Annotated in this window: 15 protein-coding genes, 2 tRNA genes and 1 pseudogene; 11 read left to right on the forward strand and 7 right to left on the reverse strand. The window is 38.8% G+C overall.

Annotation, left to right across the window (positions count from 1 at the left end):
• Positions 1–94: 94 nt before the first annotated feature.
• The 8 genes from HXT23_RS01515 (at position 95) to HXT23_RS01550 (ending at position 10440) form a co-directional block, all read left to right on the forward strand.
• Positions 95–724, forward strand: a complete 630-nt coding sequence (locus tag HXT23_RS01515; protein WP_101889647.1) for a tryptophan transporter — start codon at positions 95–97, stop codon at positions 722–724.
• A gap of 141 nt (positions 725–865) precedes the next feature.
• A complete protein-coding gene (locus HXT23_RS01520) occupies positions 866–1447 on the forward strand; it encodes a tryptophan transporter (protein WP_004130262.1) in 582 nt (193 codons plus the stop codon).
• 125 nt (positions 1448–1572) lie between these two features.
• Positions 1573–3453, forward strand: a complete 1881-nt coding sequence (locus HXT23_RS01525; RefSeq protein ID WP_422112968.1) for an ABC transporter ATP-binding protein — start codon at positions 1573–1575, stop codon at positions 3451–3453.
• Positions 3454–3467: 14 nt separating this feature from the next.
• Positions 3468–4241, forward strand: a complete 774-nt coding sequence (locus HXT23_RS01530) for an energy-coupling factor transporter transmembrane component T family protein (RefSeq protein WP_032816908.1) — start codon at positions 3468–3470, stop codon at positions 4239–4241.
• 56 nt (positions 4242–4297) lie between these two features.
• On the forward strand, positions 4298–5398 hold the full coding sequence (gene menA, locus HXT23_RS01535; RefSeq protein ID WP_422112969.1) for a 1,4-dihydroxy-2-naphthoate octaprenyltransferase: 1101 nt from the start codon (positions 4298–4300) through the stop codon (positions 5396–5398).
• Between the two features lie 214 nt (positions 5399–5612).
• The gene (locus HXT23_RS01540) at positions 5613–6401 is read left to right on the forward strand and encodes an ANTAR domain-containing response regulator (protein WP_115757224.1); all 789 of its coding nucleotides are present in this window, start codon (positions 5613–5615) and stop codon (positions 6399–6401) included.
• A gap of 96 nt (positions 6402–6497) precedes the next feature.
• Positions 6498–9524, forward strand: coding sequence for a DNA polymerase I (gene polA, locus HXT23_RS01545; RefSeq protein WP_422112970.1), 3027 nt, complete (start codon positions 6498–6500; stop codon positions 9522–9524).
• Positions 9525–9582: 58 nt separating this feature from the next.
• The gene (locus HXT23_RS01550) at positions 9583–10440 is read left to right on the forward strand and encodes a Nif3-like dinuclear metal center hexameric protein (protein ID WP_422112971.1); all 858 of its coding nucleotides are present in this window, start codon (positions 9583–9585) and stop codon (positions 10438–10440) included.
• A 116-nt stretch (positions 10441–10556) separates the two neighbouring features.
• On the opposite strand, the gene HXT23_RS01555 is transcribed toward HXT23_RS01550, so the two are convergent.
• The 6 genes and pseudogenes from HXT23_RS01555 to HXT23_RS01580 all read right to left on the reverse strand — a co-directional run bounded on the left by HXT23_RS01555 (position 10557) and on the right by HXT23_RS01580 (position 16454).
• Positions 10557–10643 (reverse strand) — tRNA-Leu (locus HXT23_RS01555).
• Between the two features lie 66 nt (positions 10644–10709).
• Positions 10710–12653, reverse strand: coding sequence for an FAD-binding protein (locus HXT23_RS01560; RefSeq protein WP_115757218.1), 1944 nt, complete (start codon positions 12651–12653; stop codon positions 10710–10712).
• Between the two features lie 83 nt (positions 12654–12736).
• Positions 12737–14290, reverse strand: coding sequence for a DNA-processing protein DprA (locus tag HXT23_RS01565; RefSeq protein ID WP_115757217.1), 1554 nt, complete (start codon positions 14288–14290; stop codon positions 12737–12739).
• The gene (locus HXT23_RS01570) at positions 14287–14661 is read right to left on the reverse strand and encodes a hypothetical protein (protein ID WP_410294374.1); all 375 of its coding nucleotides are present in this window, start codon (positions 14659–14661) and stop codon (positions 14287–14289) included. Before HXT23_RS01570 ends, HXT23_RS01565 begins: the two co-directional genes overlap by 4 nt.
• Positions 14635–15972 (reverse strand): annotated as a pseudogene (locus HXT23_RS01575) (YifB family Mg chelatase-like AAA ATPase); the annotation flags it as partial. The pseudogene HXT23_RS01575 and the gene HXT23_RS01570, both read right to left, overlap by 27 nt.
• The gene (locus HXT23_RS01580; protein WP_162862688.1) at positions 15972–16454 is read right to left on the reverse strand and encodes a YraN family protein; all 483 of its coding nucleotides are present in this window, start codon (positions 16452–16454) and stop codon (positions 15972–15974) included. The gene HXT23_RS01580 and the pseudogene HXT23_RS01575, both read right to left, overlap by 1 nt.
• Before the next feature lie 224 nt (positions 16455–16678).
• Between HXT23_RS01580 and glgX the strand changes: the two genes are divergently transcribed.
• Positions 16679–18802 (forward strand): glycogen debranching protein GlgX, encoded by a 2124-nt coding sequence (glgX, locus tag HXT23_RS01585; protein WP_016786800.1) that lies wholly within the window; start codon positions 16679–16681, stop codon positions 18800–18802.
• Between the two features lie 150 nt (positions 18803–18952).
• On the opposite strand, the gene HXT23_RS01590 is transcribed toward glgX, so the two are convergent.
• Complete coding sequence (locus tag HXT23_RS01590; RefSeq protein WP_422112972.1) at positions 18953–20005, reverse strand: ABC transporter permease; 1053 nt, start codon at positions 20003–20005, stop codon at positions 18953–18955.
• A gap of 135 nt (positions 20006–20140) precedes the next feature.
• Here HXT23_RS01590 and HXT23_RS01595 point away from each other — a divergent pair.
• A tRNA-Pro gene (locus HXT23_RS01595) sits at positions 20141–20214 on the forward strand.
• Between the two features lie 257 nt (positions 20215–20471).
• On the forward strand, positions 20472–21074 hold the full coding sequence (locus tag HXT23_RS01600) for an ECF transporter S component (protein WP_016635674.1): 603 nt from the start codon (positions 20472–20474) through the stop codon (positions 21072–21074).
• The last annotated feature ends 19 nt before the right edge of the window (positions 21075–21093 follow it).

The following is a 21093-nucleotide window of genomic DNA, read 5'->3' on the forward strand; positions in this document are numbered from 1 at the left end:
AATCTAAAACCAATAACAATCTACAAACTAACAACAATCTAAACCAAAATTGTTGAAAACAAACAACGTAAAAATTTACGTAAAGGAGAAAATCATGAATCAGGAGTCCACTAACGTAGAAGCTACTAACACAGAGCAAACATCTGCACAGTCCGAAATTAATCAAGCAGCTACTTTGCTAAAAGGCGTAAATGTTAAAAAGCACGCTTTAGATATTACGTCTTTAGTGTTGGTTGCTGTTCTTTTTGCAGCAGGATGCATTCTTGACTTTACAGTTGCAAAGTCGCTTTCGATTGGAAACATTCAGCCTGAGTTTGTTATTGCATCGTTCTGCTTGTCTATTTTGCTTGTTCGACCAAATGTTATTCAAGGTGCGATTATTGGCGCTTTGGCTGCTACTTTGATTCAATTTAACACTTCGATTCCTGGTCTTGAATACGCTTGCGATATTCCAGCAGCAATTATTATGACGTTAGCGCTTATGGGATATCTAAAAGCTTTCCCTAAGGATGCTGCTAGAAAGTTCAGCGTGTTCCCGTTTATATCTACGTTTGTTGCAACTGTTATTTCTGGAATGATTTTTGCAACAATCGCATCCTTATTTATTCTTCACTCTCCAAACACGATTCTTGTTATGCTTCCAATTATTTTGGGAACTGCTGTGTTTAATGCTGTTGTTGTTGAAGTTCTTTACACTCCAATTCGACTCGTTTTGCACAAGTAAATCGCCATTGAAAATGAGAAATAAATTAACTTGAATCAACGTAAGCAAATATAAACAAACGTAAATGAATGTAAGTAAACGTAAATAAACATCAAAAGTCGATAATTAAAACTTGATTATCGCAACATAAAGGAGAAGATTATGAATCAGGGAATTAACGAACATGCAGGTAGCATGATCAATGCTGTAAGTGTTAAAAAGCACGCTTTAGATGTTACGTCTTTAGTGTTGGTTGCTGTTCTTTTTGCAGCAGGATGTATTCTTGACTTTACAGTTGCAAAAGCACTTTCAATTGGAAACATTAAACCAAACTTCTTAATCGCATCGTTCTGTCTTGCGATTTTGCTGGTTCGTCCAAATGTTATTCAAGGTGCGATTATTGGTGCTTTGGCTGCAACTTTAATGCAATTTAACGCATCTATTCCTGGTCTTAATTATGTTTGCGATATTCCGGCAGCAATTGTTATGACTTTGATGATTATGGCTTATGTTCACGTTTTCCCTAAGGATGCTGCTAGAAAGTTCAGTATTTTCCCACTTATAGCAACTTTTATAACTACAGTTGTTTCTGGTTTAATATTTGCATCTACTGCATCTTTCTTTGTTCTTCATTCTCCTAAGACGATCCTTGTTATGCTTCCAATCATTTTTGGAACTGCTGTGTTTAATGCTGTTGTTGTTGAAGTTCTTTACACTCCAATTCGACTCGTTTTGCACAAGTAGCACAGTTTGTGTTTGCAATATGTACTACGCAATATGTGTTAGGAATGTTTGGTAAATTATATAATCGTTAGATAATAATCAATAATTAGTAATCAATTTATTGGTTTTAAGAGTTAGGAATTATTGTGCCTTTGCTTGAGTTAAAAGATGTGTCTTTTAAGTATGTGAATCGGAATAAAGATGATTCTTTAGACTCTTCAAAGGCACAAGATTCCACTTTTGCACTAAAAGATGTGAGTCTTAGCATAGAGTCTGGCGAATTCGTTGGTATTATTGGCCCTTCTGGGTCTGGAAAAACAACGCTTGCTTCGCTTTTTTCTGGCGCGATTCCGCATCATTATTCTGGCGAACTCTTAGGAAGTGTTAAGATTGCTGGTCAAGACACTAAAAATCTTGCTTTAACTAACATTGCTTGCTTAATTGGATCTGTTATTCAAGATATTGATGCGCAAATGGTTGCTGCAAATGTGGAAGATGAGATTCTTTTTGGCTTAGAAAATTTTGGTGTTGCGCATAGCGAAATACCAAGTCGAATAGATGAAGCTTTGCAAATTGTTGGAATTAGTGACTTGCGTAACCGCGATTTAGACACTCTTTCTGGAGGTCAAAAGCAGAAAGTTGCGATTGCTGCTATTCTTGCGCTAAAGCCTAAAGTTATGGTGTTAGATGAGCCTACGTGCGCTTTAGACCCTGTTTCTTCTAAAATGATTTTTTCGATTCTTAAAGATTTGAATAAGAATTTTGGAATAACGGTTGTTGTAATTGAGCAAAAAGTGGCACTTTTAAGCGAGTATTGCAAGCGTTTAGTTGTGCTTTCTAATGGCACTTTGTCGCTTGATTTGCCTGTTAGCAAAGCGCTAAAAAACATGGATTTGCTTTATTCTATTGGAATAAATTATCCGCGCACTACGCATTTTGTTAATGATCTACAGCGTGAGAATGTTTGCTCTAAAAGCGATTTGCCTGTGTCTGTAGAAGATACAGTAAATACTATTGTTAATACGATTAATAGTAGAAAATCTTTGACTTCTAATAGTAATTCTCATGGTGATTCTCATGGTGAATTTGATAATAGCGAATGCGATTCAAACACATCGGCGGTTGCTGGCGATTTTTCCCACGAATCGCAAGTATCCGAACAATCTTCTGCACAATCTTCCGCGCAAAATCAATCAAAAAATACTTCTCCATGTCTTTCGCTTAAAAACGTTAGTTTTTCGTACCCAAGTGGCGTTAGTGCGTTAAAAAATGTGTCTTTTGAAGCTTATGCTGGAGAACTTGTAACTCTTGTTGGAAGAAATGGCGCTGGAAAAACAACCGTTACTAAGCTCATCAATGGTTTGCTTAAGGCGAGCGGCGGCAATATTTTTATTGATGGCAAAGACACTAGCAATATGAAGATTAGTCAGATTGCGCATTATGTTTCTACGCTTTTCCAAAATCCAGATCGTCAGCTTTGCAAAGATACTGTTTTAGAAGAAGTAGCGTTTAGTTGCATTCTTTTAGGAGAGTCGGTTAAAGATGCTAATGATCATGCTATGCAAGTTATTGAAAAGCTAAATCTAGACCCTAAAGCAAGCCCATTTATGCTTTCTAGAGGCCAGCGTCAAATGGTTGCTTTGGCTGCAACTGTTGTAACTAAACCTAAGATTCTTGTTTTAGACGAGCCAACGTGTGGCTTAGACTACATGGAATGCTTGCGTATTATGCAAGTTGTAGAAGACCTTAGAGACCACGGTTGCTGTGTGATAATGGTTTGCCACGATATGGAAGTGGTTCTTGACTTTGCAACGCGCTTAATCGTAGTAAACGATGGCAAAATTCTAGAAGACGGAAGAATAAGTTGCGTTTTTGAAAACAATGCGATTTGCAAAGAAGCTGCATTATGCGCTCCACTTTTGTGTGCTGTATCTCAAGGCTTAGTCGAAAATGGTTTTGACGCTTGTAAGGGCTTGTATAAAAGGGATATGTTGGTTAATGCTCTTAAAAAGAGTTGCAATTTGTAAAGCAAGGTGTAATTATGCAAACTAAAATCTTAACGTATAACGAAGGCTCAACTTTGCTTCACAAAGCAAATCCTATTGCAAAACTCATATTAGCTATAAGCGTTGTTGTATCTGCTTTTATAGCTCAACAATTCACTGTTCTTATTGTTATTGCAGCTCTTATTCTTGCTGGCATGGCTATGGCTGGTATTCTTAAAGCGCTATTTCCTCTTGTGCGTGCAATGCTTATTCTTGGCGTTGTAATGTTCTTTTTGCAAACAGTTATTGCTCAAGGCGGAAACTACATGTTCTTATGGTTTAGCACAAAGGGAATTTCTGTTGCATTGCGAGCATCTTTAAGACTTTTTTGCTTTGCATTGCCTCTTGTAAGCGTGCTTAGCATTACAAAGCTAAACGATTTAGCTAACGCTGTTGTTCAATACTTACACATTCCATATTGCTATGCTTTTACAATCACTACAGCTGTGCGATTTGTTCCTATTTTTGCGTACGAGATGTCTCAAATTACAGAAGCTCAAATGGCAAGAGGAGTGGAGTTCGATACTAAGAATCCTTTTAAAAAGATTAAGCTTATGATGCCTTTGATTGTGCCTCTTTTAGTTTTGTCTGTTCGTAAAGCAGATAGCTGTGCGCTGGCAGCAGAAGAGCGCGGATTCTATTTGCGCACGCGTAAGTCTTCTTTTAGAAAGTATCCTTTTGGTTGGCGTGGATTTGTTCTTTTTGTTGTGTCTGCGTTAATGATTGCTTTGCCAATACTTGTGTCTATATTTGCTCCACAAATAATCTAAAATAGTCTAAACTAATCTAGAATCAATTAAAAAATTCTAGAATTTAGGCGATTTTAATGACTAATATTAAGTTTTGGCTTAAAGGTGCAAGACTTTATACTCTTCCAATTGGAATCGTGCCAGTTGTTATGGCAATTTCGATTTTTGCAAGGTATTTATTTAGTGGTCAAATACTTGTAAAGACTTACAATGTTGAAAATTTTGCTTTGCAAGCGTTTTTGTGTTTATGCGTTGCTGTTTTTATGCAAATTTCAGTAAACTATGCAAACGATTATTGTGACGGTTTGCGCGGATTAGATAATCAAAGGTCTAAGCGAGATGTAAGCGCAGAAAACAAAGCGTTGTGCGATGTGTCTTGGAGGCTTGCAGACGTTGGTATTAAGCCAAAATCAGTGTTGTATGCTGCTTGCATATCTGCTCTAATATCGTGTGTTTTTGGACTAGTTATTACTATTAGAAGCGGAATTTGGATGTTTATTCCTCTTGGATTAATTTGCGTTATAGCAGCTTGGTTTTATGCAGGAGGATCACACCCATACGGATATAGGGGTTGGGGAGAGCTTAGCGCATTTTTGTTCTTTGGGCCAGTAGCGTTTTTAGGAACATTGTGTGCTCTTTTTTATGCAAGTGGTTTTTCTAAAGACTCAATAAATGCAGCAAGCATTGAGCAAATTGTTTTTTGCGTATTATTATCTTTTATTCCAGGCGGATTTTCTGCTTGCCTTATGATGATTAATAATTTAAGAGATATAGAAAGCGATACGCAACATAAAAAGATTACTGCAATGGCTTTGCTTGGCAAACGCAAGGGTAGTGTTGTATTTACTTGTGTTGCTGTTTTAGTGGCGATTTTACAATCATCTTATGTGCTGTTATATGTGTTCGATTCTCGATTTATAGGTGTATTTTTAAGTATTAATAACCCACATAAAACTGTTTTCGCATTAAGCAATATCTTATTTAATAAAGGTGTGTTTATTGTTTCTTGCATTCTGTTACTATTGGTTACTTGCATGTTTATTAAAAAAGCGTGCTCGCTAATATACGCAGTTATTAATGGGAATTATGCTAGTGCTTTTCCGTTGTGCGTACAGTTAGCAATGCTCGGTGCTTTGACTTTTGTATTGTCGTTATTTGCATGTGCTTTACCGCATTAAAAAGCGGTTTAGAGCGTATTTTTATACACGCATGCGAGTAAAATCATTGGCAACGCGCACAGTGTGCTTTTAGTGTTTGTGCATAAAACTTGCATGATGCTAGCCTAAAAAATAAACGCAAAGATGGCGAGTATGAGTATTAAGTGTGCGAATGTATATGTTAGTTAATGCATAGCGCTGTTGCCTTGTGTTTTGGTAAGGAAATGAGGTTAGAATGTCGGCTGAAAACAGCGATGAAGAGATGGGGAAGGCGTCTGTTGTGCTTACGGATGATGAATTGCGTAATGCATATGAATCGTCGAATGGCGTAGAAAGCAATAATAAAAATAGCGAGCAAAAAGAAAACGGCGTTAAAACTGTTGTTGTTGCAGAAGATGAAGCAGTAAACCGTATGGATCTTGTAGCAATGCTGGAAGATAACGGATATAAGGTTGTTGGTCAAGCTGCTAATGGGCAAGAGGCTATTGATCTTACTCGTGAACATCGTCCAGACGTTGTTTGCATGGACGTTAAAATGCCTGGCGTGGATGGAATTCAAGCAGCTGCTACTATTTGCGATGAAAATATTGCGCCTGTTGTTATGCTAACAGCTTTTTCGCAAACAGATCTTGTTAAGCGCGCTACTGGCGCTGGAGCAATGGCGTATGTTACAAAGCCTTACGAAGAGTCAAAGCTTTTGCCGGCTCTAGAAGTTGCAATGGGCAGATTTAGCGAGATTAACGATTTGCTCGATAGTGTTGAGCGCACAGAAAACAAGCTTCAAGATGCTCAAGATCAGCTTCGTAAAGCAGAAGAAAAGCTTAAGAAAGCAGAAGATACTCTCGAAGAGCGCAAGCTTGTAGATAGAGCAAAAGGCTTGCTTATGGATAAAGCTGGCTTCTCGGAGCAGGGTGCTTTCCGTTGGATTCAAAAAACTTCTATGGATCAGCGTATTCCAAAGAAGCGTCTTGCGTTGGCTATTATCGCTAAGTATGGCGAAGAAAAGCCATCTGACGAAGCGTAGTAAAGTCAAAATAATTTTGGTAATCGCGGTTTCTTGCGCGAGCTATGCATAAATAATTTCAAAAGTTTATTTTACAAAAACGCAGGTGGGTGTTAAGTGAATACCAGCATCGTTGCAAACGAGGATTCTTTGAATAATGAGGATTATAAGGGAACGTTGTTGGTGGTAGATGGCCACTCACTTGCGTTTCGTGCTTTTTATGCAATATCGGCAGACAATTTTTCCACAAAATCTGGTTTTGCAACTAATGCAATATGGGGTTTTGCTACTATGCTTTCGCAAGTCATAGAAAAAGAGAAACCAGATAAGCTTGCGGTTGCTTTCGACGTTAAAGGTGGAACTTTTAGAAACAAGCTTTTGCCGCAATATAAGGGTACTCGTGAAGCTGCTCCAGAAGAACTTATAGCTCAGCTGCCCGTTATTCAAAAAATGCTTAGTGCGTTAGGTGTTAAGTACATTACAAAGCAAGGCTACGAAGGCGACGATATTATTGCTACTTTGGCAACTATGGGCGCTAATGCTGGTTATAAAACGCTTGTGCTTTCTGGAGATCGCGATGCTTTTCAGCTAATTAATAACACTATTAACGTGCTGTACCCAGGCAGGCATTTTAAGGATCTAAAGCAAATGGATCCTAATGCGATTGTTGAAAAATACAATGTTACGCCTAGTCAGTATTCAGATTTAGCAGCATTGCGTGGAGAAACGTCTGATAATATTCCAGGAGTTCCAGGAGTTGGAGATGGTTATGCTGCTAAGTGGATTAATCAATTTGGCAGCCTAGAAGGCATTATTGAAAACGCAAGTAAAATCACAGGTAAAAAAGGCGAGTCTTTACGAGAAAGCATTGATCAGATTCGATTAAACAAAAAAGTTAATACTCTTGTTAAAGATCTAGACCTTGGAGTTAGCGTTAGTGATCTTGATTTTGGCAATGTAAACGCTGCGTCCGTAGGAGAGTTGTTTGAAAATCTTGAATTTGGTACGCGTACTAGAAGAAAGATTCTAAAAGAATTTACTCGCGGAACCAAAGAGCTTTTAGATGAGAATATTAAAACAATGATTTCTGCTGGAAGTGCGCATGCAGAAAATGGCGGTTCTACGGAATCAAATGATTCAGATGATATAGAAGACGTTAAAACTCTGTTAGATAAAATAAACGTGCATAATATTAATTCCGAGTCTGATGCAGATAATTGGATTAGTATCGCAAAATCTTGTGTTGCGGATTCTTGCGACTTTTCTGACTCGTATATAAATAGCGCAAATCTTATAAGAAACGACTTAGAATGCGAAAAAACAATAAAAGAGCATAAAGAATTAGTAGTGTTTGCTGTAGAAGAAAAAAACAACACTAGTCAGTTTGGTATTTTTGCAAAAGCATTAATAATCCTAGCTGGTAACGATGCTGCAATTGTGTATGCGAATGTTCTTAAATCCAATAGCGCAATAGCTTATAAACTAAGAGATTTTATAAAAAAGCATGAGTCTTCAGTAGTTTTGCACGATTATAAAAAGCATATTGCTCTTTTAACGTCTCTAAAAATTGTAGAAGATAATTACTCTTTTAGCCCGCTAGTCGATACTCGCTTAGCATCTTACTTAGTTGATCCAGATTTTAAGAACGAAAATCTTTGCGATATGGCTGAGCATGTTTTGAATATTCATATAGACTCTTCGCGATTAAACGCTGAGCCAACGCAAGGCAAACTTGATTTTGATATTGATAGCAGCCAAGATTCTAAAGAGCAAGATTCTAAAGATCAAGATTCACAGAGTCAAGATAACAAAGAATTAGAAAAAAGCATGCTAGAAACAGCTCTGGTTATACGTTTGCTTTCTAAACAATATGCGAAAGAGTTAGATGAGCGCAAGCAAACTGGCTTAATGGTAGACGTTGAAATGCCTGTTTCTAGAGTTTTAAGGAAGATGGAAGATACGGGCGCTGCTGTAGATATGCTACGACTTACGTCTATGAGAGATAATTTTGCAAGTGAAGCTAATTTTGCTCAAAAAATGGCGCTAGACGTTGCAGCTAAGCCAATAAATTTGCAAAGTCCTAAGCAAATTCAGAAATTACTTTTTGAAGACATGGGTCTAAAGCCTACTCGTAGAACAAAAAGTGGCTCGTATACTACTAATGCCGAGGCTTTACAAGAGTTGTATTCAAAAATTGATCCAGATGAGAAGCCAAGTCAATTTTTAGGCGCTTTGCTTAAGTATCGTGAAACTAATAAATTAAAGCAAATCGTTCAAAGCCTTATTGATGCTGCAAGATATAAAGATGGTAGGATTCACACAACTTTTGAGCAAACTATTGCTGCTACTGGCCGACTAAGTTCTTCGGATCCAAACTTGCAAAACATTCCTAATAGAAATGCTGCAGGAAGAGAGATTAGAGCGGCATTTGTTCCAGGAAGTGGCTATGAGCAGCTTATGAGTTGTGATTATTCGCAAGTGGAACTTAGAATTATGGCTCATGCTTCTGCAGATAAAACGCTTATTGATGCTTTCCAGTCTGGAGTTGATTTTCATAAGTTTGTAGCAAGCTTAGTTTATAGGATTCCAGTAGAGCAAGTTAGCGCAGATCAGCGTAGCCATGTTAAAGCAATGAGCTACGGGTTAGCGTACGGACTCAGTACGTACGGTCTTGCAAAGCAACTAGGCATTAGTCCTGCAGCTGCCGAGATGCTTAAAGAAAAGTATTTCAATACTTTTGGTGCAGTACACGACTATTTGGAGTCTTTAGTAGATAAAGCTAGAAAGCTTGGATACACTCAAACAATGTTTGGTAGAAGAAGATATTTCCCAAAGTTAAATTCTACGAACAGAGCATCTAGAGAAGCTGCAGAACGAGCTGCTCTAAACGCTCCTATTCAAGGAAGCGCTGCAGACATTATGAAGCTTGCAATGATTAGAGTAGATGATGATTTGCGAAAAGCTAATGTTAAGAGTCGCGTGATTTTGCAAATCCACGATGAACTTGTTCTTGAGATTGCTCATGGTGAGGCGGATGTTGTAGAAAACATTGTTAAAAATGCTATGGAACATACTGTTGAGCTTTCTGTTCCGCTTAGTGTTTCTACTGGAGTTGGTGCTGATTGGCAGCTTGCTGCGCATTGATGTGTTTGCGAGAATTATTGTAAAGACCACTGTAGGCTTGTTGTAAAGGATAGGAATAATGGCAACTTTAGGTGAGATTGTTAATGTTTTAGAAGACTTATATCCTTTAAGTCTTGCTGAGTCTTGGGATAATCCAGGATTAATCGTTGGGAATCCTTCGCATAAAGTTAATAAAATTATTTGCTTATCGGATCCAACTTTAGAAGCTGTTGAAGGATCGTGCAAAATGGGAGCGGATTTGATTGTTTCGCACCATCCTTTGTTTTTTAAGTCGGTTCACGAAGTTTCTGGTTTTTCTGTTCGTGGAAAAATAGTTCAAACGCTTATTGAAAATCGTTGTGGATTATGGGTTGGTCACACTAATGCGGACGCGGCTTTTAGGGGAGTGGCGCATGCTGCGTCTATTGCTTTTGGTCTTAAGGATTTGCATCCTCTTGTTCCTGCAAGCAATAATGATACTTCTCTTGGGCTTGGAAGAGTTGGAGTGCTTGAGCAAAAAATAACGCTTAAAGAGTTTGCTACGCGAGTTTTTAACGTTTTACCTGCTACTAAGCTAGGCGTTCAAGTGTGCGGAGATGTTGATGCAATGGTTAGTAAAATAGCTGTTCTTCCAGGTTCGGGCGATTCCTTATTCGATGAAGTTCGCGCTTGTGGAGCAGACGTGTATGTAACAAGTGATTTAAGGCATCATCCTGCAACGGACGCGTACGAGCAAGCTATTTATGAATCGCAATTAGCGCACTCTAATATTATTAAGCCTATGCTTATAAACACTCCTCATAGCGCTATTGAGTCTTTGTGGTTTAAGTATGCTGTTAAAGATATTCACGATTCTATATATAAGAATTTTGGTGAGTCATTAGACGTTTCTTGGATTGGTAGAGCTTTTGACCCTTGGAATTACGTGATTAACTAGCGTGATTAACTAGTGCGATTAGCTACGCGATTAGTTAGTGTGATTAGCTACGAGATTAGTGTTTGCTAATACGAAACAAAAAAGTCTTGCTGATTTCTCAACAAGACTTTATTTTGTGTCCGGAGCGGGACTTGAACCCGCACGCCTGTACAAATAGGCACTAGCACCTCAAGCTAGCGCGTCTACCATTCCGCCACCCGGACGGGTGTTTTAGACAACAGATAGAACTATAACATTTTTTTCAACTCTTTGCTTCGGCGTGTTGCAAATTAATTGATTTTTGTAATAATTTCTTTAATTTCGCTAGCATTTTGCGCGTTAATTGGATGATTTGGGTCAAAATCCACTACTGTAACTGGAATATTTTGCACTTTTCCGCTTAAATCCACTATGGAATGTTGCGGATTTTGGCTGTTGTTATGTTGTGGATAATCCAATCTTGTAAAAGATCCTCTAGATTCATGCCTTGCTAACGATGCTTGCAAAACTGCTTTTGCAAATGTAATCAAGTTTTTCAATTCCAAAATAGCTGTTAGTTCTTGATTAAAAACAAGATTTTTAGAATGCAAAATAAGCATATTGGCTTTTGGAATAATAAGCGTATCGATTTTTTGCAAAGCTTCTTTAATGCTCTTTTCGCTGCATCTTACTGCAATAGCTGTTTCCATAATCTCTTCTAGCGCATTTAAAAGCATGTATGGATTTTGCTCATCTTTTGAATCATTCTCGCTTTGCATAAGAGCGCGTATTTTTTGGATTCGCTTTTTAGCTAACTCGTCTATTTTTTGGATTTTGTTTTGCAAATTATTTTGATTTTGAGTCTCTTCTTGATTTTGCAAGTTTTTTGCAATAGATTTTCCTGCGATTTTTCCAAATAAGCAAGCGTCAAGAAGTGAGTTTCCGCCAAGGCGATTAGCGCCATGCACTCCAGAGCAAGCGCATTCTCCAGCAGCGTATAATCCCTTTATACTTTGTTTTTTCCCTCTATCTAACTTATATACTTGGCTGTTAAGAGTGATTGGTATTCCACCCATTGTGTAGTGTGCAGTAGGCTTAATAGGTACAAGATCTTTTGAAGGATCTAAATGCGCATATTTTTCAATCGTCTCAACAACTTGCGGAAGAGTCTCCAACATATGCTCTTTTTCTATATGAGTCATGTCTAGCCAAACGCAATCTTTTTTATCAACGTTGCTAGTTGTGTCTTCTACGCCTCGAGCAGCATCAACTTCTGCTATAATCGCCCTGCTAACTACGTCTCTTGGTGCTAAATCCGCGTGCGTATTATCGTAGTTCTTCATAAAAGCTTCGTTTTTGCAATTCCTAAGCACTCCGCCTTCTCCTCGCGCGGCTTCCGAAAGTAATATTCCAGTGTGTGCTAAGCCCGTTGGATGGAATTGTATAAACTCTATGTCTTCTAATTGCAATCCAGCATTTAGCGCTAAAGCCATTCCGTCTCCAGTTAAATCCCAGGAGTTAGAAGTTGTTGCAAATAGTCTTCCAGCGCCTCCAGTTGCAATAAGAACATTATTTGCGCTTATTTTTTCTACGCTTCCCGTTTTTTCGTTTAGCGCTATAACTCCTTCTACGCTGTTTGTTTCGCTATTTATTGCAATGTCTGTAACGTAAATTTCTTCGCTAATTTCAATGTTTTCTTCTAAGCATTTTTGCCACAAGCTGTATAGAATTTGGTGTCCGATTCTATCTGCAGCGTACGCAGCTCGCCTAACTGGCTGTTTTCCAAAGTTTGCAGTATGGCCCCCAAAGAATCTTTGATTAATGTGGCCGTCTTTTGTTCTAGAAAAAGCAACTCCAAAGTGTTCAAGTTCAATAACTGTGTCTCTAGCTTCTTTTGCTAGCATTTTTGCTGCGTCTTGATCGCTTAGCCAGTCGCCTCCGTGAACAGTGTCGTAATAGTGCCATTGCCAGCAATCTTTTTCTACGTTTCCTAATGATGCTGCAATTCCGCCTTCGGCAGAGCCTGTATGAGATCTTAACGCTTGAAGCTTGCAAATCACTAGTATTTTAGGCTGTTTTCCGTGCGTTTTTAGCGTTTGGTATTCTTTAGACTTTACTAAGCCTAATGCGGCTGAAAGTCCTGCAGCTCCAGCTCCAATAATTAAAACGTTGTAAAACGAGTTATTTATTTTTATTTGCTCGCTTTTTTCTTGACTTTTTGCGTTTGATTCGCTTTGCTCAAAGTTTGATTGCATAACACTTATTTTCTCATATTTTTCGCATTTTATTTAAGACTTTAGGACTTTTTATTTAAGACTTTAAGACTTTTATTTAAGACTTAAGTCTTTTTTCGATTTATGCTAAAAACGCCATTTTGACTTTTGATTAATCCATCTAGCTCAAGAATCGCAAGCTCTCCTGATATTTGCGATATTGAAAAATCGCCATTTGTTTCTGATTTTGCAATAGCTTCATGAATATTGTCTATATTTGCACATACTTTGTTGTGCTTGCATTTGTGAATCGCTTTTAATATAAGCTTTTGTAAATCATTGCAAGTGTCTGGAATACTTTCGTTATTACTTAGTGAATGTGGCAAATAATGATGTGAATTAGGGTAGATGTCTTCTATATCTCTGTGTGAGCATATCATCATAGCTTTTCCGTCATGAATAAGCATGTTGCATCCAGCATTATTTGGCAAAGTTACATCTCCAGGAACAGCATACAATTCTCGGTTTAGTTCCAATGCCCAATTTGCTGTGTTTAATGCTCCCGACCTTAATCTAGCTTGAGAAACTATGACTTTGCTGGCAAGTGCTGCAATAAGGCGGTTTCTTAGCAAGAATCTGCGTGCTTCTGGAATAGTTTCGGGGCAAAGCTCGCTTATGCATGCGCCTCCGCTTGCAAGTATTGCGTTAAAAAGTTGAGCATTGCTGCTTGGACCCATATTGTTTAGTCCTCCAGCAAAAACGACTATTGTTTTACCTACAGGACTTGCGTTTATTGCGTGGCAATCCAATGCGTCTAATGTTCCCCAATGTGCTGCAGCGTCAATTCCGTAAGCTCCGCCAGAAACAATTGTGTGCCCTTTTTTAGCGCACGATTTTGCGAAAGTAAAGCTAAGTTCGTACCCGTAGTCATTGCATCCTCTAGATCCAACGATTGCAAGTGGTTGTTTGCATTGAATAAGAGCGTTTGGGTCTCCAATTCCCCATAAGCAAAGTGGGGGAGCGACCTTGCATTTTGTTGCTAAATCTTGTAATTGTTTAGGCCAATACTTGCTTTTTGGAGATATAATCCATTGCGATCCGCTTGAGCTAAACCATTTTTTGAGTTTGTTTGCATCCCAAAAAGGTAGATCTTGCATTCTTAAACACCATTTTTTAACAGATTTATGCAATACAGCAAAATTATTTACTTCGTTTTTATTGTTTGCACTTTTACCGCCCCAAATTTTAAGACCTTCCAAAAAGCATTTTTCTAAAACTTTGATTTGTGGGTGATTTTTTACAATGTTTGTAAGAACATTGTCTAAATCGTTTGTGCTTGAATCGGTATTGCATTCTTGCTGTTTATTTTCGCTCGAATCTTTTTGATGACTATTTGTTGGAAAATCAAGCTCTAATTGTTTATTGCTTATTTTGCTTGTGTTTTTAGTGATTGATTCGCAAATAGAATATAGCGCATCTACAATGCTTGCAGCATTAACAGTTCCTATAGTAAGCGTGTACATTATTGCGTCTGCTCCATCTACACAAAACGTTAGTATTGCTCGCGCTAAAGTATCGTCATTTATTGCATAAATATCACTTGTTTGCGTGTTTGTTATATTTGCTGCATTGGTCATATTTACAGCATTTGCATTATTTGCATTATTTGTACTAATCATATTCTTGTCCTTAAGCTAATTGCTTGAGCCATATCGGTTAAATCTGGGCAAGTGTGACCACAAAGATCTGCCAAAGTCCAAGCAAGTCTAAGTGCTCTATCTGCGCCGCGTAAACTCAACTTGTGGTTTTCAAGAGACTTATTTATAAGCTCAATCGCTTTTTGAGATGTGTATTTTCTAAGCCACGTTCCAGAAGCTTGAGCGTTGCAACTCCAACCAAGTTTCTTAAAACGATCTTGTGCAACAAGTCTTGCGTTCTTTACATTTTCACGCATCATTGCGCTAGTCAAAATCTTTTCCGACATTTGACTTGCGCCGTTTTCTAACATGGCTTTTCTGGTTATGATTTTTTCTACTGGTGGCACATCCATTTGAATATCAATCCTGTCTAAAATTGGTCCAGAAAGTCTAGAAAAATAGCGTATGCGTTCCTTCTCTTTGCAAGTGCATCGCTCTCCGTTTCCGTACGCATATCCGCATGGGCACGGGTTTGCTGCTATAACGAGTTGGAATTTAGCAGGATACAGCGTTGTTCCTTTAGATCTAGAAACAGCAATATGCCCAGATTCCAATGGCTCTCTAAGCGTTTGCAAAACTCGTGGCGAAAATTCTGGAGCTTCGTCCATAAATAAAACTCCACAATGCGCGCGAGTTATGATTCCAGGCTTGGCTAAACCTGCGCCGCCTCCTATAAGAGATGCTGCGGAAGAAGTGTGATGAGGTGCTTCAAAAGGCGGAACGTCCGTTATTCCGTAGTAGGGAAGTGTTCCGCAAAGCGACCTAATAGATGCCACTTCTAGCTGCTCTCGCTCGTTAAGAGGGCACATTATGCTTGGCATTCTAGAAGCTAGCATTGTTTTTCCAGACCCAGGAGGTCCTATCATCATAACATGGTGTCCTCCAGCTGCCGCCACTTGCAAAGCCCACTTTGTGTGCTCTTGGCCTAATACTTCCGACATATCACCAATTTCGTTTAATGGTTTATCGTTATTTACAGGCTCAACGCTATCTGCGATGTTTTTGCTCGGGCATTTAATTGCGTTGCTATTAGCATTGTGCAAATCGCCAGCTTTTTCTCTTTCTTCTACTCTAATGTGGTCGTACTTGTTAATAGCATTTAGTGCGCGTTCTCTGTTCTTTTCGGCAATCGGCCTAGCTTCGTCTTCTAATTTTCCATTTAGCTCGTCTACTAAATCCAAAATATGCTTAATCCCAATTGCTTCAATCCCATTTACTAGCTTTGCTTCTTCAAGATTTCCGTATGGAATAATCATTTTTGTAATATTTTTTTGCTTAGCGTATAGTGCGATTGGCAGCATTCCTTGAATTGGTAAAACGGATCCGTCTAAATTAAGCTCGCCTAAAATAATAGTGTTTTCTAGCTCGCTAAGTGGAATAATTCCTCTGGCGCTTAGTATGCTTGCTGCGATTGCAAGGTCGTAAGATGCTCCACTTTTTGGCATAGAAGCAGGAGAAAGATTTACTGTTAGCCTTGTGTCTGGCCAGTCGCATCGCAAAGACATATATGCCGATTTAACTCGTTCTCTTGCTTCGCTTAAAGAAGTATCGGGAAGGCCAATAATTGAGAATCCAGGCAGTCCGCTAGATATAAATGCTTGCAACTGTATTGTAAAGGCCTTTAACCCAAGTAGTCCTACAGATAATGCGTTGCCAATAATCATTAGAATGCTCCTAAAATGTGGTGTATTTGAATGTTTTTGTTTTTGGAAATAAGGATTGATACAACGTCGAATCGTATTCTTCTATGCTTAAACATTTTGTGATTTTCTAGCCAATTGAATGCAGCTTTATGCGTTTTTATGCGTTTTTCTTCTGTTACTGCTTCTAAAGGGGTACCAAATCTTATGCTTCGTCGTGTTTTTACTTCAATAAATACGATTATTCCTTCTGTGTTCATCATTACAACATCAAGCTCTCCAAAACGACTATGCCAATTTCTATCTAGCAAAATCCAATTTTTAAGCATTAGTTTTAGTGACGTGTATTCTTCGCCAAGGCTGCCTATTGTTTTATTTGGTATTGAAAAGTCGCATAGTTGTTCTTCGACTTTTGCTACGCAGCTTAGCAGCTCTTCTTGTTGTATATTTTCTTGTTGTATATCTTCTTGCGATATATCTAATATCATGTTTTGCTCGTTTATCATGATGCAATTTCATCAAGCTCAAAATCTTTTTTCTAGCTTTTTAGAGCAATGTGGTTAAAGGCTATACTTCGGCGTGTTGCCTTTAATCTAGGGAAAAATCATACTGTTTAATAAAGGATTTTTTTATTTTCTAAAAAAGCTTGCATTATGCAAAAGTTTAATCTTTTTTAAGAATCGCCTTATGTATTGATGAAAACTATATAAATATATGCAATACTTGAATTATGCAAATTAGACCAGGTTCTATGTATCCGCTTGGAGCTACCTACGATGGCGCGGGCGTAAACTTCGCATTGTTTTCCGAAGTAGCAAAGCATGTTGAGTTGTGCTTGTTTGATGAGCAAGACAACGAAACGCGCATCGATATGACTGAGCAGAATTCTTACGTTTGGCATACTTACATATCTGGAATACAGCCAGGCCAAAGATACGGCTATAGAGTTCACGGTCCGTATGATCCAAATCATGGATTGTGGTGTAATCCAAACAAGCTGCTTTTAGATCCATATGCTAAAGCGATTGAGGGAAATATTGACGGCGACGAGAGCCTGTTTTCTTATTGGTTTGCAAATCCAGATGATTTAGCAGCAATGAACACTTTGGATTCTGCAGATCACACTATGAAAGCTGCTGTTATAAACCCATATTTTGATTGGGGGAACGACCAGCACCCAATGATTCCGTATCACGATAGCGTGATTTACGAAGCTCATGTTAGAGGAATGACGAATCTAAATCGTAATGTTCCTCCCGAAATACGCGGAACGTATGCTGGATTAGCTCATCCAAGCGTAATATCTTACTTAAAAAAGCTTGGAATTACTGCCATTGAGCTTATGCCTATTCATCAATTTGTAAACGATTCTTTCTTGCAGAATAAAGGCTTAAGCAACTATTGGGGATATAACACGATTGGCTTCTTTGCTCCTCAAAACTCGTATTCAAGCTCTGGTCAGCGCGGCGAGCAAGTAAACGAGTTTAAGGCAATGGTTAAGGCATATCATGCCGCAGGAATGGAAGTTATTCTAGACGTTGTTTACAATCACACTGCAGAAGGAAACGATAGAGGTCCAACATTAAGCTTTAGGGGAATCGACAATCGTGCTTACTATCGCTTAGTAGACAACGATCAGCGTCATTATTTTGACACTACTGGCACAGGAAACTCGCTTCTTATGCGATCTCCTAAAGCCTTGCGATTAATCACAGATAGCTTGCGATATTGGGTAACCGAAATGCACGTAGACGGATTTAGATTCGACTTAGCTGCAACGCTTGCTCGTCAATTCCAAGAAGTAGATAAGCTTTCTGCATTCTTCGACATTATTGAGCAAGACCCTATTATCTCTAGCGTAAAGCTTATTGCAGAGCCTTGGGATATTGGCGTTGGCGGATACCAAGTTGGCGGATTCCCTCCAAGCTGGTCCGAGTGGAATGGCCGCTACCGCGATTGCGTACGCGATTTTTGGCGCTCGCAGCCTTCGACTTTGCCTGAGTTTGCAAGCCGACTTATGGGAAGCTCCGATTTATATGAGCAAAATGGTCGTAAGCCTGTAGCTTCCGTAAACTTTATTACTGCTCACGATGGTTTTACTATGAACGATTTGGTGAGCTATAACGAAAAGCATAATGAAGCAAATAAGGAAGGCAATAACGACGGTGCTAACGACAATCGTTCGTGGAATTGCGGAGTAGAAGGCCCTACAAATATTCACGATGTTAACGAACTTCGTCAGCGCCAAATGCGAAATCTTTTCTCCACTTTGCTAATGAGCCAGGGCATTCCTATGATTTGCGCTGGAGACGAGATTATGCGTACTCAAAATGGAAACAACAACGCATATTGCCAAGATAATGCTATTTCTTGGATTAATTGGGATTTTGATTCCACTCAAAAAGATATGTTTGACTTTGTTTCTAAGCTTATTCATTTAAGACTAGATCACCCTGTTTTGCATAGGCGTAGGTTCTTTATTGGTCGTATGCCTTCGGATGATGCTTCAGAGATTCCGCAAGTAGAGTGGTTTGATCACACGGGTTCCGTAATGGATATGGAAGCTTGGAGTAATACTCATGCGCTTTCGGTGATGATTTATTTGAATGGTTCAGATATTCCAGAAACCGATTGGTACGGAAGCAGAATGGTCGATAACGACTTTATTCTTATTTTCAACGCGCATTACGAGCCTATAACTTTCACTTTGCCAGATAAGCGTTATGGCGAAAAGTGGACTCTTGTTGTAGACACTCATAATCCAAAAGGTCCGCAATTGCATTACGAATCTGGTTTTAATATTGTTGCTCAATCTAGAAGCTTCCTTCTTCTTATGAGTGAGAAGCAAGAATAATAAGCAAGAAATAAGCAAATTAATTAATTGTGACCTACGATTTTGCTGATTTTAGCTGGTTGTAGGTCACATTTTTAATATCTTGATTTAATATCTTGATTTAATATCTTGATTTAATATCTTGATTTAATGCATTATTTAAGATTTGACTTAAGACCTTAAACGGTCGCTTTGCATAGCTGCGACTTGTCTTGAAAACACTATTATCCACCCTAAAAATAGTAAACAAGACAAAGCTTCTACATTTGTTAAAGTGTTATTACCATGAACCCATTGGTTTCCAACCCAAGCAGTAAGAATAACAGCTAAATCCGAAGCAACGTAGAATGTTTTAGAAAGCCTAGGAGCAAGCCATGGAAGGCATATAAGCATTGTGCAAATAAGACCAGTAACGCCTCTAGCGCATAAATCGTGTATAACTGGGTGAGGAGTGTAGCGGAACGTTCCAATCCCAATAAACGCTATTCCTCCAAGAATTAGCAAAGCTGCCATAATAGTTGTTCGAGTTTTAAAATGCTTTGTAGTGTTAGTGCCCTTATTTTGCAAGATTTCGTGCTGTGTTGCAACAAACTCGGTTATAGCAAAGTAGCTTGTAATAATAATGCATATTCCAGCTAGAATTAGCGTTGCATTAAACATGCTTGCTGCAAACGTTGTTCTGTCTCCTAGTTGAGAGAAGTTATTGTTGTACCAATACGGGTCGTCGGAAGTTAATCCAGCAGTTGCAGCTCCAGAAATCACAAATAGTGGAAGAAGTGAAGCAACGGTTTTTGCTTCTAAAAGTTCTGCTTGTACAAGAGTTGCATATCCAACAATTCCGCTTAATGCGCAACAAAGAACAGGAAGATAATTGTTTACGGCACTTCTTCCAATAATGCTGTTGATTATAGAAAGAAGAGCAAAAGACATAAGTAGCATTGTTGCGCCATAAATCGTAGAAAGAGCGATTATTTCAAAAGCGTGTTTTGCAATTTGCAACCAATTCTTTTTAAGTATTCCTTTGTGCGTTCTTAAATATCCGACTACAAAAGTGCACATGCTGCAAGCGGCCACCACTCCAGATGCCATTGTAAACAAGCGTTGTGTAACTTGCCATATTGCTGGCATTGTGTTTATGTATATAGACATTACAATCATGCCAAATAATGCGCACGCTAGAAAAGCGATTAATCCAGCTGCTTCTGCACGTTGAAAACGCCCCATATGAACCTCTAAAATCCGTTTCCTATTTTTCAATGCTTGTTCTATTCTATCGCGCGTGTTGCAAATTTGCGTTTGTCTGCAATGTGCGCTATTGTATTTGATTGTGCTTGGAGCTGGTAATCAGCTAGAAAGCATCGGGGTGTAGCGCAGTTTGGTAGCGCGCCTGCTTTGGGAGCAGGATGTCGCAGGTTCGAATCCTGTCACCCCGACTTTTTTATATCTGCTTGTTTTTTGAACATCTACTATACAAAAAAGCACTCTATGTGTATTCTTGTATAGGTGAGTTTTTGGTGCATTATTTGTGTTAGATTCTTACACTGTGATTATAAATATTTGACTCGGGAGCCGTTTTGGCTGAGAGGAAGCGAAAGCTTCGACCGATTGAACGTGTGCTAAGTAATGTTAGCAACGGATGTCGCTCTTTTCCCGTGCCCAAATCTTTCAATATTGAAGAAAGGCACTTATTATGACTAATGTTTCAATGGAACATTCTAATCGCTGGCGTATTCTTGATATCGTCATAGCTGCTATTATCGCTGTTGCATCTGGCGTATTATTCTGGGCTTGGGATATTGTGTGCGCAGCTCCTACTAATCTTTTTGCAAGCTTATTGCCTGGTGCTGAAGGTTTATCTAATGGTTTTTGGCTTTTTGCTGGACCTTTAGCTGCAATAATCGTGCGTAAGCCTGGTGCTGCATTGTTTGCCGAAACGCTTGCTGCTTTTGTGGAACTTATGTTAGGAAATCAATGGGGTGTTGGCGGATCGTTAATCGTCGGTATTATTCAAGGCGTTGGCGCTGAACTTGCATTCATTTTCTTTATGTACAAAACATGGAATCTGCTTTCCACTGCAATATCTGGATCGTTAGCAGGCGTAGCTTGCTTTATCTACAATTGGGTTAGTGGCGGTCAAGGCTGGAGCGCTCAATATATTGTTGCAAATCTCATTACTTCTATTATTTCTGGTCTTATTGTTGCAGGCGTTGTAGTGTGGTTTGTTCAAAAGGCATTAGCTGCAACGGGTGTGCTTGATCGTTTTGAATCAGGCCGTCCTCAAGCATTAGTGTGAGTTATATCTAAGTACTAAT

This window comes from Gardnerella sp. DNF00257 (assembly GCF_049262745.1).
In the GTDB taxonomy this organism is placed as follows: Bacteria; Actinomycetota; Actinomycetes; order Actinomycetales; family Bifidobacteriaceae; genus Bifidobacterium; species Bifidobacterium piotii.

What these genes read in the sequence shown, in the direction of transcription:
- HXT23_RS01515 (WP_101889647.1), top strand. Translation starts at nt 95, where the DNA reads ATGAATCAGGAGTCCACTAACGTAGAAGCTACTAACACAGAGCAAACA.
- menA (WP_422112969.1), top strand. Translation starts at nt 4,298, where the DNA reads ATGACTAATATTAAGTTTTGGCTTAAAGGTGCAAGACTTTATACTCTT.
- HXT23_RS01560 (WP_115757218.1), bottom strand. Translation starts at nt 12,653, where the DNA reads ATGCAATCAAACTTTGAGCAAAGCGAATCAAACGCAAAAAGTCAAGAA.
- HXT23_RS01540 (WP_115757224.1), top strand. Translation starts at nt 5,613, where the DNA reads ATGTCGGCTGAAAACAGCGATGAAGAGATGGGGAAGGCGTCTGTTGTG.
- HXT23_RS01520 (WP_004130262.1), top strand. Translation starts at nt 866, where the DNA reads ATGAATCAGGGAATTAACGAACATGCAGGTAGCATGATCAATGCTGTA.
- HXT23_RS01580 (WP_162862688.1), bottom strand. Translation starts at nt 16,454, where the DNA reads ATGATAAACGAGCAAAACATGATATTAGATATATCGCAAGAAGATATA.
- glgX (WP_016786800.1), top strand. Translation starts at nt 16,679, where the DNA reads ATGCAAATTAGACCAGGTTCTATGTATCCGCTTGGAGCTACCTACGAT.
- HXT23_RS01590 (WP_422112972.1), bottom strand. Translation starts at nt 20,005, where the DNA reads ATGGGGCGTTTTCAACGTGCAGAAGCAGCTGGATTAATCGCTTTTCTA.
- HXT23_RS01600 (WP_016635674.1), top strand. Translation starts at nt 20,472, where the DNA reads ATGACTAATGTTTCAATGGAACATTCTAATCGCTGGCGTATTCTTGAT.
- HXT23_RS01550 (WP_422112971.1), top strand. Translation starts at nt 9,583, where the DNA reads ATGGCAACTTTAGGTGAGATTGTTAATGTTTTAGAAGACTTATATCCT.
- HXT23_RS01530 (WP_032816908.1), top strand. Translation starts at nt 3,468, where the DNA reads ATGCAAACTAAAATCTTAACGTATAACGAAGGCTCAACTTTGCTTCAC.
- HXT23_RS01570 (WP_410294374.1), bottom strand. Translation starts at nt 14,661, where the DNA reads ATGGATGTGCCACCAGTAGAAAAAATCATAACCAGAAAAGCCATGTTA.
- HXT23_RS01565 (WP_115757217.1), bottom strand. Translation starts at nt 14,290, where the DNA reads ATGATTAGTACAAATAATGCAAATAATGCAAATGCTGTAAATATGACC.